2 protein-coding genes (1 of these 2 only partly in view) are annotated in these 18,646 nt (G+C 69.2%); both read left to right on the forward strand.

The window, feature by feature from the left end; genetic code table 11:
* Positions 1-807: a calcium-binding protein gene (locus N4G63_RS24530; protein ID WP_314600261.1), complete on the forward strand. Its 807-nt coding sequence runs from the start codon at positions 1-3 to the stop codon at positions 805-807.
* On the forward strand, positions 758-18,646 hold the 5' portion of the coding sequence (locus N4G63_RS24535) for a calcium-binding protein (protein ID WP_314600262.1). Its footprint extends 13,905 nt past the window's final position; 17,889 of the gene's 31,794 nt are visible here — the first part of the coding sequence; it begins with the start codon at positions 758-760; its stop codon lies beyond the right edge, outside the window. The genes N4G63_RS24530 and N4G63_RS24535 overlap by 50 nt, the downstream gene beginning before the upstream one ends.

Consider the following 18,646-nt stretch of genomic DNA (forward strand, 5'->3'; position numbering starts at 1 on the left):
GTGCGCGGCACCAATGGGCCCGACAACTTCAACGGCGGGCTGGGCGACGACAGCATCGGCGGCGCCGGTGGCGACGACCGGATCGATGGCGGGCCGGGCAACGACAGCCTGGCCGGCGATGCGGGTGACGACATCGTCATCGGCAACACCGGCAACGACCGTGTTCACGGCGGCGACGGCAACGACACGCTGCAGGGCGACGACGGCAACGACGCGCTCTACGGCGAGAGCGGCAACGACACGCTGCAGGGCGGCGCCGGCGACGACGCGCTCGACGGTGCCCAAGGCGACGACCTGCTCGATGGTGGCAGCGGCAACGACACGCTGAACGCCGGCTACGGCAGCAACACCTTCCTGTTTGGCCGCGGCGATGGCCAGGACCGGCTCTACTACAACTACAACGGCGGTGACGGCAGCCGCGTCAACACGCTGCAGTTCAAGGCCGGCGTGGCGCCGGCCGATGTGGTGGTGCGCCAGGCCTATGACAACTACTTTGGTGGCGGCAACAACGCGCTCGCACTGAGCATTGCCGGCACCACCGACTCGGTCACCGTCAACGGGTTCTTCTACAGCGACGACCCCGCCAACGCCTACAACGGCCTGCAGCGCGTGCGCTTTGACGATGGCACCGAGTGGGACATTGCCACGCTGGTGGCCATGGCGCAGACCTTTTCCGACGGCAACGACAGCGTGCGCGGCACCAATGGGCCCGACAACTTCAACGGCGGGCTGGGCGACGACAGCATCGGCGGCGCCGGTGGCGACGACCGGATCGATGGCGGGCCGGGCAACGACAGCTGCGGGTGACGACATCGTCATCGGCAACACCGGCAACGACCGTGTTCACGGCGGCGACGGCAACGACACGCTGCAGGGCGACGACGGCAACGACGCGCTCTACGGCGAGAGCGGCAACGACACGCTGCAGGGCGGTGCCGGCGACGACGCGCTCGACGGCGCCCATGGCGACGACCTGCTCGATGGTGGCAGCGGCAACGACACGCTGAACGCCGGCTACGGCAGCAACACCTTCCTGTTCGGCCGCGGCGATGGCCAGGACAGGCTCTACTACAACTACAACGGCGGTGACGGCAGCCGCGTCAACACGCTGCAGTTCAAGGCCGGCGTGGCACCGGCCGATGTGGTGGTGCGCCAGGCCTATGACAACTACTTTGGCGGCAGCAACAACGCGCTTGAACTGAGCATTGCCGGCACCACCGACTCGGTCACCGTCAACGGGTTCTTCTACAGCGACGACCCCGCCAACGCCTACAACGGCCTGCAGCGCGTGCGCTTTGACGATGGCACCGAGTGGGACATTGCCACGCTGGTGGCCATGGCGCAGACCTTTTCCGACGGCAACGACAGCGTGCGCGGCACCAATGGGCCCGACAACTTCAACGGCGGGCTGGGCGACGACAGCATCGGCGGCGCCGGTGGCGACGACCGGATCGATGGCGGGCCGGGCAACGACAGCCTGGCCGGCGATGCGGGTGACGACATCGTCATCGGCAACACCGGCAACGACCGCGTTCACGGCGGCGACGGCAACGACACGCTGCAGGGCGACGACGGCAACGACGCGCTCTACGGCGAGAGCGGCAACGACACGCTGCAGGGCGGTGCCGGCGACGACGCGCTCGACGGTGCCCAAGGCGACGACCTGCTCGATGGTGGCAGCGGCAACGACACGCTGAACGCCGGCTACGGCAGCAACACCTTCCTGTTCGGCCGCGGCGATGGCCAGGACAGGCTCTACTACAACTACAACGGCGGTGACGGCAGCCGCGTCAACACGCTGCAGTTCAAGGCCGGCGTGGCACCGGCCGATGTGGTGGTGCGCCAGGCCTATGACAACTACTTTGGCGGCAGCAACAACGCGCTTGAACTGAGCATTGCCGGCACCACCGACTCGGTCACCGTCAACGGGTTCTTCTACAGCGACGACCCCGCCAACGCCTACAACGGCCTGCAGCGCGTGCGCTTTGACGATGGCACCGAGTGGGACGTGGCCACCATCGTCAACCGGCTGCTGGCCGGCAGCGTGGGCAATGACAATGTGGCCGGCACCAGCGCGGCCGACACCTTGCATGGCGACGTGGGCAACGATGTGCTGTCGGGCCGCGGCGGCGACGACCAGCTTTTCGGTGACGACGGCAACGACACCCTGTATGGCGACAGCGGCAGCGACACGCTGACCGGCGGCGCCGGCAACGACTGGCTTGATGGTGGCACCGGCGATGACACCTATGTGTTCGGCCGCGGCGATGGCCAGGACACCATCGGCTACCACTACGACACCACCGGCGGCAAACTCAACACCCTGCTGTTGCGTCCTGATGTGCTGCCTGGCGATGTGAGTGTTCGCCGTGTCTTTGACAGCCAGAGCGGCAGCGCCACGGCGCTTGAACTGGCCATCAACGGCAGCAACGATCGCATCACCGCGAACTACTTCTTTCAGGGCGACGACCCCGCCAACCCCTACAACAGCCTGCAGCAGGTGCGCTTTGCCGATGGCACGGTATGGAACATCGCCGCGCTGCTGCAGCTCACCAGCACCGGCACCGAGGCCAACGACCTGCTGCGCGGCAGCGCTGGCGCCGATACCCTGACCGGCGGCCGTGGTGACGATTCGCTGGACGGCCGCGATGGCCATGATCGCCTGCTGGGCGGCGCCGGCAACGATGCGCTGTATGGCGCCGGTGGCCATGACACGCTTGACGGTGGTGCCGGCAACGACTGGCTGGAAGGCGGCTACGGCAACAACACCTACCTGTTCGGCCGTGGCGATGGCCGCGACAGCATTGCCTACCTGTACGACAGTGCGGCCGGCAAGCTCAACACCGTGCAGCTCAAGGCGGGTGTGGCACCGGCCGATGTGCTGCTGCGCCGCGCCACCGGCAGCCAGGGCGGCGGCAACGAGTCGCTGGAGATTCAGATCGCCGGCACCGATGACCGGCTCACCGTCAACTACTTCTTCCAGGGCGACAGCCCGGCCAGCTTCTACAACCCGGTGCAGCAGCTGCGTTTTGACGATGGCACGGTGTGGAACATCGCCGCCATCGTGGCCGAGCTGGGCCGTGGCAGCGCGCTGGCCGAGACTCTGCGCGGCACCACCGGCAATGACAGCCTGAGCGGCGGTGGCGGCAGCGACTCGATCGATGGTGCCGCAGGCGCCGACACGATCAGCGGTGGCGCCGGCAACGACGCGCTGTATGGCAGCGCCGGCAACGACACGCTCGACGGCGGCAGCGGCAACGACTGGCTCGACGGGGGCAACGGCAACAACACCTACCTGTTCGGCCGCGGAGATGGTCGCGACAGCATCGCCTACCTGTACGACAGCGCGGCCGGCAAGCTCAACACCGTGCAGTTCAAGGCCGGTGTGCTGGCGGCCGACTTGGTGCTGCGCCGCGTGGCCGGCAGCCAGGGCGGCAGCAATGAATCACTGGAGATCCAGATCGCCGGAACCGACGACCGGCTGACGATCAACTACTTCTTCCAGGGTGACAACCCGGCCAGCTTCTACAACCCGGTGCAGCAGCTGCGCCTGGACGATGGCACGGTGTGGAACCTCGGTGCCATCCTGGCCGAACTGAACCGCGGCACCGCGCTGGCCGAGAATCTGCGCGGCTCCAGTGCCGGCGACAACCTGAGCGGCGGTGGCGGCAGCGATTCGATCGATGGGGCCGAGGGTGCCGACACGATCAGCGGTGGCGCCGGTAACGATGCGCTGTATGGCAGCGCCGGCAACGACACGCTCGACGGCGGCAGCGGCAACGACTGGCTCGACGGTGGCAACGGCAACAACACCTACCTGTTCGGCCGCGGTGACGGCAGCGACAGCATTGCCTATGTCTACGACAGCACCGCCGGCAAGCTCAACACCGTGCAGTTCAAGGCCGGTGTCGTGGCGGCTGACGTGGTGTTGCGCCGCGTGGCCGGCAGCCAGGGCGGCAGCAATGAATCACTGGAGATCCTGATTGCCGGTACCGACGACCGACTCACGATCAACTACTTCTTCCAGGGCGACAACCCGGGCAGCTTCTACAACCCGGTGCAGCAGCTGCGTTTTGACGACGGCACGGTGTGGAACCTCGGTGCCATCCTGGCCGAGCTGAGCCGCGGCAGCGCGCTGGCCGAGAACCTGCGCGGCTCCAGCGCTGGCGACAGCCTGAGCGGTGGCGGCGGCAGCGACTCGATCGATGGGGCCGAAGGCGCCGACTCGATCAGCGGTGGCGCCGGCAACGATGCGCTGTATGGCAGCGGCGGCAACGACACCCTCGACGGTGGCAGTGGCAACGACTGGCTCGCCGGAGGCGGCGGCAACAACACCTACCTGTTCGGCCGCGGCGATGGCAGCGACAGCATCGGCTATGACTACGACAGCACCGCCGGCAAGCTCAACACCGTGCAGTTCAAGCCGGGCGTGGCACCGGCCGATGTGCGGCTGCGCCGCGTCACCGGCAGCCAGGGCGGCAGCAACGAGTCGCTGGAGATCCTGATCTCCGGCACCGACGACCGGCTCACGGTCAACTATTTCTTCCAGGGTGGCAACCCGGCCAGTTTCTACAATCCGGTGCAGCAGCTGCGCTTTGACGACGGTACGGCCTGGGATCTGGCGGCCATCGTGGCGCGCCTCGAGACGGCGCCAACGCTCACCGCCGTCAATGGCACGAACCTGGCAGACACGCTGAGCGGCACCGCGGCCGACGAGGCGCTCAGCGGCCTGGCCGGCGACGACCTGATCGCCGGCGGTGCCGGCACCGACACGCTGGCGGGAGGCACCGGCAGCAATACCTTCGTGTTCCGGCGCGGCGATGGGGTGGACACCATCCTGCACAGCGGCGACACCTCGGGCGGCCGGCTCAACACCGTGCAGCTGGGTGGCGGCATCGTGGCGGCCGATCTGGTGCTGCGTCTGGCACTCGACAGCCAGACCAACGAGCGCACCGCGCTCGAGATCGCACTGCGCGGCAGCGGCGACCGCCTGCGCATCAACTACTTCGTGTATGGCGACAGCCCGAACAACAGCCACAACCCGGTGCAGCAGCTGCGCTTCGACGATGGCACCGTGTGGACGGCCGCCGAGATGTTCCGGCAACTGGTGCAGGCCACGTCGGGTGACGACACGCACCGCGGCTCGAGCAGCGCCGACGTGCTGGACGGCGGCCAGGGCGACGACAGCCTGTCGGGCCGCGGTGGCAACGACACGCTGCAGGGCGGCGCGGGCGACGACCTGCTGTACGGCGAAGACGGCGACGACACGCTTGAAGGCGGCGCCGGCCACGACTGGCTCAACCTGGGCACCGGCAACAACACCGTGCTGCTGGGTCTGGGCGACGGCCAGGACACCCTGGCCGCGACCGACTGGAACACCGGCAAGACCAACACGCTGCAGTTCAAGGCCGGCATCAGTGCGGCCGATGTCACGCTGAGCCGGGCCTTCGATCAGGGCGCACGCAACCACAGCGCCTTGCGGGTGGCCTATGGCAACGCTGGCGACGCGCTCACGGTCAACGGCTTCTTCGAAGGCGATGACCCCAACCGTGGCTACAACCCGCTGCAGCGCGTCGCGTTTGCCGACGGCACGGTATGGAGCCTGGCCGACATCGTGGCCCGGGTGCAGGCCGGCAGTGCCGGCAACGACACGCGCACCGGCCAGGTGTGGAACGACAGCCTGGACGGCGGCCAGGGCGACGACAGCCTGTCGGGTCGCGGTGGCAACGACACGCTGCAGGGCGGCGCGGGCGACGACCTGCTGTACGGCGAAGACGGCGACGACACGCTGGACGGCGGCGCCGGCCACGACTGGCTCAACCTGGGCACCGGCAACAACACCGTGCTGCTGGGTCTGGGCGACGGCCAGGACACCCTGGCCGCGACCGACTGGAACACCGGCAAGACTAACACGCTGCAGTTCAAGGCCGGCATCAGCGCGGCCGATGTCACGCTGAGCCGGGCCTTCGATCAGGGCGCACGCAACCACAGCGCCTTGCGGGTGGCCTACGGCAACGCTGGCGACGCGCTCACGGTCAACGGCTTCTTCGAGAGCGACGACCCCAACCGTGGCTACAACCCGCTGCAGCGCATCGCGTTTGCCGACGGCACGGTATGGAGCCTGGCCGACATCGTGGCCCGGGTGCAGGCCGGCAGTGCCGGCAACGACACGCGCACCGGCCAGGTGTGGAACGACAGCCTGGACGGCGGCCAGGGTGACGACAGCCTGTCGGGTCGCGGTGGCAACGACACGCTGCAGGGCGGCGCGGGCGACGACCTGCTGTACGGCGAAGACGGCGACGACACGCTGGACGGCGGTGCAGGCCACGACTGGCTCAACCTGGGCAGCGGCAACAACACCGTGCTGCTGGGCCTGGGCGATGGCCAGGACACCCTGGCCGCGACCGACTGGAACACCGGCAAGACCAACACGCTGCAGTTCAAGGCCGGCATCAGCGCGGCCGATGTCACGCTGAGCCGGGCCTTCGATCAGGGCGCACGCAACCACACCGCCTTGCGGGTGGCCTATGGCAACGCTGGCGACGCGCTCACGGTCAACGGCTTCTTCGAGGAGGACGACCCCAACCGCGGCTACAACCCGCTGCAGCGCATCGCGTTTGCCGACGGCACGGTGTGGAGTCTGGCCGACATCGTGGCGCGGGTACAGACCGGTGGCACCGGCAACGACACGCTCACCGGCCTGGTGTGGAACGACACGCTGGACGGCGGGGCGGGCGACGACAGCATGGCCGCCCGGGGCGGCAGCGACCAGGTGCGTGGTGGCGCCGGCGACGACAGCCTGTCCGGTGAAGACGGCAACGACACCATCGACGGCGGTGCGGGCAACGACACCCAGTCGGGTGGCAACGGCGCCAACACCTACCTGTTCGGGCGCGGCGATGGCCAGGACACGCTGCTTGAGAGCCCGTGGGACACCAGCGCCGGCAAGCTCAACACGCTGCAGTTCAAGGCCGGTGTCCTGCCGTCCGACGTGATCGTGCGCCGCGTGTTTGACTACCGCACCGCGCAGTACACCGCCATCAGCCTGGCCATTGCCAACACCGACGACCGCATCACGGTCAGCTATTTCCTCTACAGCAACGATTCCAGGAACCCGTACAACCCGCTGCAGCAGGTGCGTTTTGACGATGGCACCGTGTGGAACCTGGCCGCCATCGTGGCCGAGATCGACAAGGCCGTGGGCATGGACCTCACGGTGCAGGATCTGGTGGTGAGCCCGGTGGCGGCCACGCAGTTCCTGTCGGGTGGCCAGGTGCAGGTCAGCTGGTCGACGGTGAACCAGGGCCCCACCGCCACCATCGGCGACTTTGCCGACCGCGTGACGCTGCGCAGTGCCGACGGCACGGTGCTGGTGCAACTGCTGGTGCCCTATGTCGAGGCCAGCAGCGGCGCACTGGCCGGTGGCGCGCGCGTCACGCGCACCGCCACGCTCACCCTGCCCGATGGCCCCAGCGGCGCGGGCAACCTGCTCGCGGTGGTGGAAACCGACGTCGGCAACACCCAGAAGGAGGGCGGCACTGCCGAGACCAACAACCGAGGCCAGACCGGCTTCAGCAGCACGCTGGCCGAGTACGTGAACTACGTCAACCTGGTGGCGGGCGATCTGTCGATCTCGCCCACGGGGCCATGGCAGCCCGGAGACACCGTCACCGTGGGCTGGACCAGCAGCAACGCCGGCACGGTGCCGCCGGCCCGCGCCTGGACCGAGCGCCTGGAGGTGCTGAACCAGAGCACCGGGCAGTTGATCGCCAGCCTCACCCGCGCCGGCAATCCGGCCGAGGCCGCGCCGGGTGCCAGCGTGGCACGCAGCGCCAGCTTCGTCTGGCCGGCGGGCAGCAGTGCCGCTGGTGCGATCCGCCTGCGGGTCACGGTGGATGCCGGCAGCGAGATCGCCGAGTTCAATGGCGACGGCACGCTGGAGAACGACAACCAGCTCGAGCGCTACATCGAGGTGGGCTCCGACCTGGTGGCGCGCAACGTCGGCCTGGTCGAGGCCGGCCCGCAATCGGGCGACGTGGTCACCGTGCGCTGGGACGACGTCAACCTGGGCGCGGTGGCCACCCACCTGCCCTACCAAGACCGGCTGCTGGTACGCCAGCGCAACGCCGACGGCAGCGCCGGCGCGGTGCTGGTGGACACGTTGGTGAGCTTTGCCGGTGCGGCCGCCGCGCCGCTGGCGGCGGGCGAGGTGCGTGCGCGCAGCTACAGCTTTGCACTGCCACAGGGCCAGGCCGGCAGCGGCAGCTTTGACATCACCGTGGGGGTTGATCGCAGCGTGGTCGGCAGCGGTGTGCTGTACGAGACCAATGCCGACGGCACGGCCGAGGCCAACAACGAGGCCAGCGGCAGCTTCACTGCCAGCCTGCGCCTGTATGCCGATCTGGCGGTCACGCTGCTGGACGCACCGCCCGTCGCCAACTCGGGCGCCGACATCACCGTGGGCTGGACCGTGCGCAACCAGGGTGGCGCGGCTGCCAGCGCCGGCAGTGGCTGGCTGGACCGCATCGTGCTGTCGGCCGACGAGACCATCGGCAATGGCGACGACATCGTGCTGGCCGAGCTGCCGCGCGGCGCGGCTCTGGCCGTGGGTGCCGAGTACCGCCAAAGTGCGGTGGTGCGCGTTCCCACCCGGCTGTCGGGCAATTACCGCGTGGCCGTGATCGCCGATGTGACGCGGCAGGTCACCGAGCCCGACACGCGCGCCGACAACACCCGTGTCTCGGCCGCCATCGCGGTGAGCCAGACCTTTGCCGACCTGAGCCCCACGCTCACGGCCGTACCGGCCGAGATTTTTGCCGGCCGCAGTGCCCGGGTGCAGTGGTCCGTGCGCAATGGCGGCACGGTGGCCACCGACGTCAACCGCTGGGTCGACCAGGTCTACCTCAGCAGCACGCCCGAGCTGACGGCCCAGGCCATGCTGATCGGCTCGGTCACCCGCGCCGGCACGCTGGCGGTCGGCGAGAGTTATGCCGCTGCGCTCGACTTCACCGCACCGCGCGACATCACCGGCGCACGCTGGGTGATCGTCAAGACCGATGCCTTCGCCGCAGTGTACGAATTGGGCCGCACCGCCAACAACCTGGCCGTGGCCAGCGAGGCCACGGCCGTGCGTGCCGAGCCGCGCCCCAACCTGCTGATCGAGGGCCTCAGTGCGCCCGCCAGCTGGCGTGTGGGCCAGACGGTGCAGCTCGACTACAACGTGCGCAACGCCGGCAACGACGCGGTGGACGGCTTCTTTGGCGAGGAGATCCGCCTGGTTGACGCGCTGGGCATCACCCCGCCGCAGGTGCTCACCAGCACCTGGGGCTTCCGCAGCCTGGCCGCCGGGGCTGCGTTGCCGCAGCGCCTGAGCCTGGCCGTGCCGGCCCTGCCACCGGGCCAGTGGCGCCTAGAGGTGGTGGCCGACAAGGGTGGCCATGTCACCGAATCGGTGGAGACCGACAACACCAGCAGCCAGACGGTGGCCCTGGTGGCGCCCGATCTGGTGGTGGGCGGCCTCGCCACCACCGGCCTGCTGCAGGGCGGCGAAACCGTCTCGCTGGCCTGGCTCACGCGCAACATCGGCAGCGCCGACGCCGTCAGCGTGCACGAGAAGATCTACCTGTCGCGCGACGGCGTGGTGGATGGCGCCGACACCCTGCTCGGCGAGCGCCAGCTCGACGCGCTGGCCGCCGGCGCCAGCGCCGCGGGCAGCCTGGTTTTCACGCTGCCGGTCGACCTGTCGGGCAGCTGGCGACTGATCGTCGTCACCGACACCGGCAATGCCAGCAACGAGAGCACACGCGAGAACAACAACCTCGACTCGCTGGCCGTCAGCGTGGCGCAGGACGCCTATGCCGACCTGGCGGTGCTGAGCGTCAGTGCGCCAGCCCAGGTCATCGACGATCCGGCCAGCATCACGGTGGAGTGGACCGTGGCCAACCAGGGCCCTGGCGCAGGCCGCAGCAGCAGCTGGACCGACCGGGTCATCTACACCAGCAACGACATCATCGGCGACAGCGACGACCTGTTGCTGGGCAGCGTGGTGCACAACGGCGCCCTGGCCGCCGGCGGCGCCTACAGCGCCCACCTTGATGTGCGCTTCGGCCCGGCCTTCAGCCGGCATGGCAGCATCGTCGTGCGCAGCGATGCCACCGGCGCGGTGTGGGAGAACGGCAGCGAAGCCAACAACGAGCTGCGCGCCGCCAACAGCACCGATGTGATGCCGATGGCCTATGCCGATCTGCGCGTCGAGTCGGTCAGCACGACCGGGCCGGCCTACAGCGGCCGCGAGCTCAGCGTGCAGTGGCGGGTGGCCAACCGCGGCATCGGCATCACCAACACCGGCAGCTGGAGCGACACGGTGTGGCTCAGCCGCAATGCCGACGGCAGCGGCCAGCGCTTCGAGCTGGCCAACGCCGGCCACCTGGGCCAGATGGCGGTCGGCGACCACTACCAGCGCAGCATCAGCGTGCGCCTGCCCGAGGGCATCTCGGGTGACTGGTACCTGAACGTGGCCACCGCTGGCGGCGCGGTGTACGAGTTCATCCACGGCAACAACAACACCGGCCACTCGCTGGCCGTGCCGGTGACGCTGAGCGACTCGCCCGACCTGGTGGTGGAAAGCGTCGACGCACCACCCGCGGCGCAGGAGGGCGCCCTGATCGATGTGAGCTGGACGGTGTTCAACCAGGGCCTGGCGCGCGCCGCCGGCCAGTGGCAGGACACGCTGCTGCTGCTGTCGCCCAGCGGCTCCAGCGTGGTGCTGGGCCAGTTCACCTACGACCGCGGGCTCGATGCCGGCCTGCGCTACACCCGCACCGAGCAGCTGCGCCTGCCGTCCAAGATCGAGGGCGGCTGGCGCCTGCGCGTGGTCACCAACAGCCTGCTGGGCAGCTCGGGCAATCCGCAGGTCTACGAGCACGCCAGCGCCCGCGACAACAACACCTTCACCGACGGCGACGCCATCGTGGTGTCGCTGAACGACCGGCCCGACCTGCGCGTCAAGGACATCGTGGTGCCCCCGTCGGTCACCGCCGGCACCAGCACCGGGGTTCGTTTCGAGATCGTCAACACCGGCCCCGAGAGCACCAGCGGGCAGTGGCAGGACTACGTCTACCTTTCGCTCGACGGCATCCTGAGCGGCGACGATGTGCTGCTGGCCCGGGTGGACAGCGGCGCCGCGCTGGCCACCGGCGAGAGCTACCGGTCCGATCTGGCGCGTGTGGACATCCCGATCCGCTACCGCGGCGATGCCTACCTGATCGTGGTGGCCGATGGCGCCAACCGCGTCGACGAATACCCCAGCGACGGCAACAACAGCCGGGCACAGCGCTTCCACATCGACCCGATCCCGTTTGCCGACCTGGTCACCAGCAACGTGGTGGCACCCGACCAGGCCGTGCACGGCGCCAGCATCGAGGTCGGCTACAAGGTCACCAACCAGGGTTCGGCCACCACGCGCGGCGACTCGGCCGCGGTCAACAGCTGGACCGACACCGTCTGGCTCACCGTCGACAAGACACGTCCCAACCCGGCCAAGGGCGACATCAAGATCGGCCAGGTCACGCACACCGGCCACCTGGCGGTGGGTGAAGACTACCTGGGCAGCATCACCGCGCGCCTGCCTGAAGGCGTCAAGACGGGACAGTACTTCGTCACCGTGTGGAGCGACCTCTACGACGCGGTGCTCGAAGACACGCTGTCCAGCAACATCAACCCCGACGATCCGACGCAGATCGACAACAACAACTACAAGGCCCGTCCGATCAGCGTGCTGGGCATCACGCCGCCCGATCTGGTGGTGAGCGCGGTCACGGCGCCGGCCACGGCCGCGGCCGCCGGCAACTACAGCTTCAGCTACACGGTCAAGAACCGCGGCGATGCCTATGAGGGCAGCTGGACCGACAAGGTCTGGCTGATGGACAACCCCGATCCCACCCAGGCCCGGGTGAGCTGGCTGCTGGGCGAGTTCACGCAGCAGCGCGCACTCGGCAACAACGAGAGCTACAGCGTCAGCCAGACGGTGGCGCTGTCGCCGGCGGTCAGCGGTGGCTGGCTGGTGGTGCAGACCGACGCCGGCTACAGCTTCGTCGGCCGCAACGAGGTCACCGAGGTGGCCGACGACAACAACGTCAACCGCGCCGTCTCGCTGGTGGGCAACCAGCCGGCCGACCTGCGCGTGGTGAACGTGCAGACGCAGCCGCTGAACTACTCGGGCGAGGACACCACGGTCACCTGGACGGTGGAGAACATCGGCGCCGCGGTGTGGGCCGGCACCAAGGGCTGGATCGACAACATCTGGGTCAGCCCCGACCCGAGCTTCATTCCGGAGCGTGCCACGCAGATTGGCTCGGTGGTGCACACCAGCGCCACGCCGCTGGCCAACGGCGAGCGCTACACCGCCAGTGCGGTGGTCAAGCTGCCGCCGGGCACCGATGGCAGCTACTACATCTACGTGATGACGGACGGCAAGCACCGGTGGGATGAACTGCGGCCGTACTACGCCCGCGAAAGCGGCGATGTGCGCCAGCAAGCGCAGGACGAAGCGCTGACGCCCTACTCGCCCTACGCCAACCTCAATGCACAGACGCGTGAGCAGCTCTACGCCAACTCGGTGTTCGAGGGCGCGCGCCGCGACAACAACCTGGGTCAGGGCACGCTGGACATCGTCTACCGCGAGCCCGACCTGCAAATTGACAGCATCACCGTCGACCAGCCCAACCCGAGCTCGGGCGACACGATCACCGCCACCTGGACGGTCACCAACCGCGGCACCCGCGCCGCCCGCACCGCGGGCTGGATGGACGGCGTGTACCTGTCGCGCGACGCCACGCTGGACCCCAGCGACGACCCGCTGGTCGACCGCGGCAGCGAAATCGAGGTGCTGCTGCGCGCACGCAGCGTCTACCTCACCGACGCCGAGGGCAAGCCGCGCTACCTGCAGCCTGGCGAGAGCTACACGCACAGCGCCACCTTCACGCTGCCCACGTCGATCAGCGGCAGTTTCAAGCTGATCGTCAAGACCGATACCGGTGTCTTCAAGGACTTCTACAACCAGGTGCCCAGCACCGTGCGCGCCGGCCTGCCGGTGATCGCCGAGACCGGCGCCAACGGCGTGCTCGAGTTCGCCGACGAAGGCAACAACATCGCGCAGATCGATCTGCCGATCACGCTGGCCACGCCGCCCGATCTGCAGGTGACCCGCGTCACCGCGCCCGAGGCGGTGGTGGCCGGCCAGAACTTCACCGTCGAATACACAGTGGACAACCTGGGCGGCAAGACCCCGGCCGACCAGGGCAGCTGGTACGACATGGTCTACCTGAGCAAGGACCGCTTCCTCGACCTGAGCAAGGACCGTTACGTCGGCTATGTGCAGCATGGCGGCGGGCTGGCGGCCGGCGGCCGCTACAGCGGCACGCTGAACTACACCGCGCCGCGCGATCTGGAAGGGCCGTACTACGTGTTCGTGGTCACCGATCCGGCCCGCCACTGGGGCAGCGGCGAGTCGGGCCAGGTGCTCGAGTTCGGGCGCGACGACAACAACCACGCCGCAGCCGTGCAGCCCATGCGCATCGAGACGCCGCCGCCGGCCGATCTGCAGGTCGATGGCGTGCAACTGCCGGCCAGTGCCAAGGTGGGTGACACGCTGGACATCAGCTTCACGGTCACCAATGCCTCGATCAACCCGGCCTCTGGCCGCTGGACCGACGCGCTGTACCTCTCGGCCGACAACAGCTGGAGCCTCGACGACGTGCTGCTGGGCAAGGTGGCCCATGTGGGCGACCTGGGCCACAACGGCGTCTACACCGGCACGCTGAAAGCCACGCTGCCGCCGCTGAAGGACGGCCCCTGGCGTGTCATCGTGCGCCCCGACCTCTACAACGAGGTGTTCGAAGGCCGCATCACCTACACCGAGACCGGTCTCAACCTGCCGGCCGGCGAGGCCAACAACCGCACCGCCTCGGCCGCCACGCTGAACGTGCAGGTGCCGGCGCTGACCCTTGGCCAGGCCCTGGCCACCACCTTGGGCAACGGCCAGACCCAGGTCTACAAGGTCAGCGTGGCGGCGGGTCAGACCCTGCGCGTGCTGCTTGACTCGAGTGCCGTCAACGGCGCCAACGAGGTCTATGTGCGCTGGAACGACGTGCCCACGCCCAGTGCCTTTGACGTGGCCTACAGCAACCCGGTCTCGCCCGACCAGAGCCTGCTGGTGCCCACCACCCAGGCCGGTGACTACTACGTGCTGCTGCGTTCGCGCCAGGGCGGCAGCGCCACGCCGGTGACGCTGCGGGCAGATCTGCTGCCGCTGTCGATCACCAAGGTCACACCCGACCAGGGTGGCTCGGGCGACGACGATCACCGCTGGGTCACGATGGACATCGAGGGCGCGCACTTTGCCGCCGGTGCGCTGGTCAAGCTGGCCCGGCCGGGCGAGTTCGAGGTCGAGCCCGAGCGCTGGCAGGTGCTGGACGCCACCCGCATCCGCGCGGTGTTCGACCTGCGCCATGTGCCGCTGGGCCTGTACGACGTGGTGGTAACCAACCCCGACGGCGAGCGGGTGATCGAGCCCTATCGCTATCTGGTCGAACGCATGATCGAGGCCGATGTGGCCATCGGCGTGGGCGGGCCGCGCAACATCCAGCCGGGCGATTCGGCGGTCTACAGCGTCAGCCTGCAGAGCCTGACCAACGTCGACACGCCCTATGTGCGCTTTGACATCGGCGCCACCGACATGGGCAACAGCGATTACGTGCTGGAAGGCCTGAACCTGCCCTATGTGGTGTTTGGTGCCAATGTGGGCGGCCAGCCCACCGGCGCCATTGCGGCCGGCAACGGCAACAACCAGGCCTACGGGCCCACGCCCACCACCGGCGTGCGCGCCGACATTCCCTGGGCCTCGCTCGACGGCATGAGCAACACCAGTGGCTGGAACCTGGCGCCCGGGTATGCCTTCGACATGGCCGCCAACGGCTTTGCCGGCATGACCTTCACGGTGCAGACCTACCCCGGCCTGGCCGAGTGGATCAACTACGACTTCGATGGCCTGCGCAGCAAGCTCTACGCCATCCGCCCCGAATGGAAGGCCGCCGGCCTGCTCGACGAAGGCCCCAGCGGCCTCGACCGCATCCAGAAGGGCCTGACCAAGAAGTTCCTGTCCACCGACCCCGAGGAGCACATCACCAAGGAGGAGGCCCTGGCGATGGCCTTCCGCTTCGACACGCTGGCGGCGGTGACGCCGCTGACGCGGGCCGAGTTCGTGGCCGAGCAAAGCGCCCATGCGCGTGCGCTGCGCAGCGCCATCCTGGCCGATGCGGCTGCGCCCAACGCACTCACCGTGCTGGCCGCCGACGAGGCGCAATGGGTGCAGGGCTGGCTGGCGGCACTTGAGACCGCCGGCCTGCTGCGTGCCGAGTCCAGCGCGCCACCGGTCCGCAGCGACGAACTGGTGCTGAGCCTGAACGCCACGCTGGCCACCGGCATCCTGCTGGCCAAGGGCGGCGAAAGCTACCGCACCCAGGCCGACCTGCTGGGCTTTTTTGGCAAGGTGCAGCAGTGGTACGGGGACACCGCGCGCTACGCCGGTGATCCGTCCGCCGCCCATGCGCCGGTGGATTACGTCGAGGTGCGCACCTCCGACGACGCCACCGTCGAGGTGCCGGTGCCGGTGGCCCCGGATGCTGCCCACTACGACCGCCAGGCCGCACAGGACACGCACTTCATCAGCTTCGACGTGTTTGCCGGCAACCGCGCCGAGCTGGAGTACCTGCGCCACATCGGTGTGCTGGATGCCGAGTTCCGACCGGTGGGTGCCCAGGCATTGAACCTGGCGCGCTACCTGCAGCAGGCCGCGCAGACCGAGGCCGACGCCAAGGCCACCGTGGCCGTGCGAGGCCCGCAGGCCCTGCCGGCCGCCAATGGCGCCACCTATGTGCCCACCGACTACGCCCTGCCCTACACGCTGAGCTTCAACAATGCCACGGCGGCGGCGGTGGGAGAAATCCGTCTGGTGACCGGCATCGACACCGATCTCGATGTGCGCAGCCTGCGCCTGGGCGACCTGAAGATCGGCGACATCAATGTGCATGTGCCCGACGGCCAGGCCGTGTTCCAGGGCGACTTCGACTTCACCGGCAGCAAGGGCTATGTGCTGCGCGTCAGCGCCGGCATCGATGCCCAGAGCCGCGTGGCCACCTGGCTGCTGCAGGCCATCGACCCCGACACCGGCGAGGTGCTGCGCGACCCGCAGCGCGGCCTGCTGCCGCCCGATGCCAATGGCAAGGCCAGCGGCGGCTTTGTGTCGTACACCGTGCGCGCCAGCGATCTGGCGGCCACCGGCGCGGTGATCTCGGCCTCGGCCCGCGTGTTCTTCGACGGCACGCCGCCCATCGCCAGCAGCGTGATCACGCACACGCTGGATGCGCAGGCGCCGGTCACCACGCTCACCGTCAGCCGCAATGGCGAAGACGGCCAGGGCAAGCCGCAATACCAGGTGGCCTGGACGGCCAGTGACGATGCCAGCGGCGTGCGCCATGTCACCGTCTACGTGGCCGAGGACGGAGGTGATTTCCGCATCTGGAAAAAGCAGGTGGCCGGGGCCGACAGCGCGGCGCTGTTCACCGGCAGTGCCGGCAAGCGCTACGAGTTTCTGGCGGTGGCCACCGACCAGGCCGGCAACCGCGAGGCGGCGCTGGTCACCCAGGCCGTGCTGCCCGATGACGGCAGCCGCGACCAGGCTCAGCTGGGCCTGGGCAGCACGGAGACCCTTGACGCCACGGCCGAGCTGCCGGCGGCCACACCGGGCCGCAGCTACGACAGCAGCCCGCTGTTTGCCCAGGCCGCGCAACAGCTGCCCGGCTTCGTCGTCACGCCCGCCCAGGGCGGGCTGGGCAGCGACCTGCAGGCCGTGCTGGCCCCGCTGCAGCTGCGCGGTTTTGCCAGTGGCTTTGCCGACAGCCAGGCCGGCATCGGCGCACTGGCCATGGTAGTGCTGCCCGATGGCAGCGTGCTGGCCAGCGCCGGCAGCCTGCGCAACGAGGTGTTCCGCTACGCCCCCGAGGGCGGGCGCTCGGTGCAGCCGCTGTTCACGCTGGACCGCGCCGTGCTCGACATGGCGCTCGACCGCAACGGCAACCTGTGGGTCATGACCGGCAGCGAGCTGCTGATGGTGGATGCCGGCAGCGGCGCGGTGATCAGCCGCACCCGCGCGCCGGCCGGCGAGCCGCTGACCCATGCGCTGGCCATCGAGCCGGCCAGCGGCCTGATCTATCTCAGCAGCGGCAATGGCGTGGAGGTGTTCAACCCTGCCGAGGCCGATGCCGCCAAGGCCTGGCGCCATTTCAGCAACACCCGCGTGGGCGATCTGGCCTTCGGGCCCGACGGCCGCCTGTGGGCCGTGCGCTGGACCGGGGCCGACATCGCCTCGGCCCTGCCTGAAGCCACCACCGACATCGTCAGCTTCCCGATGAGCGGCCGCAACGCCGGCCGCGCCGAGCTGGAGTACCGCCTGCCCGGCCTGGTGGACAGTCTGGCCTTCGGTCAGACCGGCACCGCGCTGGCCGGCCTGCTGCTGGCCAGCAGCAACACCGCCCAGCGGCCGGTGGCCGCCGACGGCAGCAGCACCGCGCTGCATGCCGCCAGCGTGTGGGCCATCGAGCTGGCCACGCGGCGCAGCCTGCAGCTGGCCCAGGGTGGCACACGCGGTGAAAGCATCGTCACCACCGCCGACGGCCGCGTGCTGGTGGCGCAGACCGATCGCATCGATGAGCTGGCGCCGGTGAAGGCGCCCAAGGTGGTGGGCGCCAGCGTGGCCGATGGCGCGCTGGTGCCGCTGCCGCTTACCCAGCTGGCGATCAGCTTCGACCAGGCCATGTGGACGGGCGCGGGCGGCGACGACGTCAGCAGCACGTCATCGGTGCTCAACCCGGCCAACTACAGCCTGGTGGCCACCGGCGCCCACAGCAGCCTGATGCTGGCGCCGCAATCGGTGCGCTGGGATGCGGCCAGCAAGTCGGCGATCCTCACGCTGCCCAATCTGCCGGCCGGTGGCTGGCGCCTGCAGGTGGCCGAATCGCTGCGCAGCCTGCAGCAGGTGGCGCTGGGCCAGGCCTACGACCTGGTGTTCACCGCCGTCACCGACATCAGCAACCTGGTTCGCCTGCGTTTTGCCGACACCCGCGCCGACCGCCTGAGCGGCAGCGTGAGCTACGACGTGGACATCACCAACATCGGTGTCGACGACCTGCGCGGCCCGCTGATGCTGCTGCTGGACCCCGGCCGCTACTTCGGCGACAGCATCCTGGGCGCTGCCCAGGGCGATGGCGAACAGGCCGAACTGTGGGTGCTGGATCTGGGCAGCGCCCTGCAGGGCGCCGCGCTGCGCACCGGCGAAACCCTGGCCGGGCAGACCGTCACCGTGCGTCCGGCAGCCAGTTTTGGCAGCACGCCGGGCACGGGCCAGCTGGTCAAGTTCAACCTCGGCCACGGCGTGTATGCCGTGCCCTACGACAACACGCCGCCCGAGCTGGGCCTGCCCAACCGCGACGGCAGCCTCGACCTGTTGACGCCCCTGCTGCCGGCGGCACAGGCCGGCCAGGCCTGGAGCGTCGAGCTGGCCGCACGCGACAGCGACGGCCGCCTCTTCTAC

Source organism: Aquabacterium sp. OR-4, assembly GCF_025290835.2.
Lineage (GTDB): Bacteria > Pseudomonadota > Gammaproteobacteria > Burkholderiales > Burkholderiaceae_C > Pseudaquabacterium.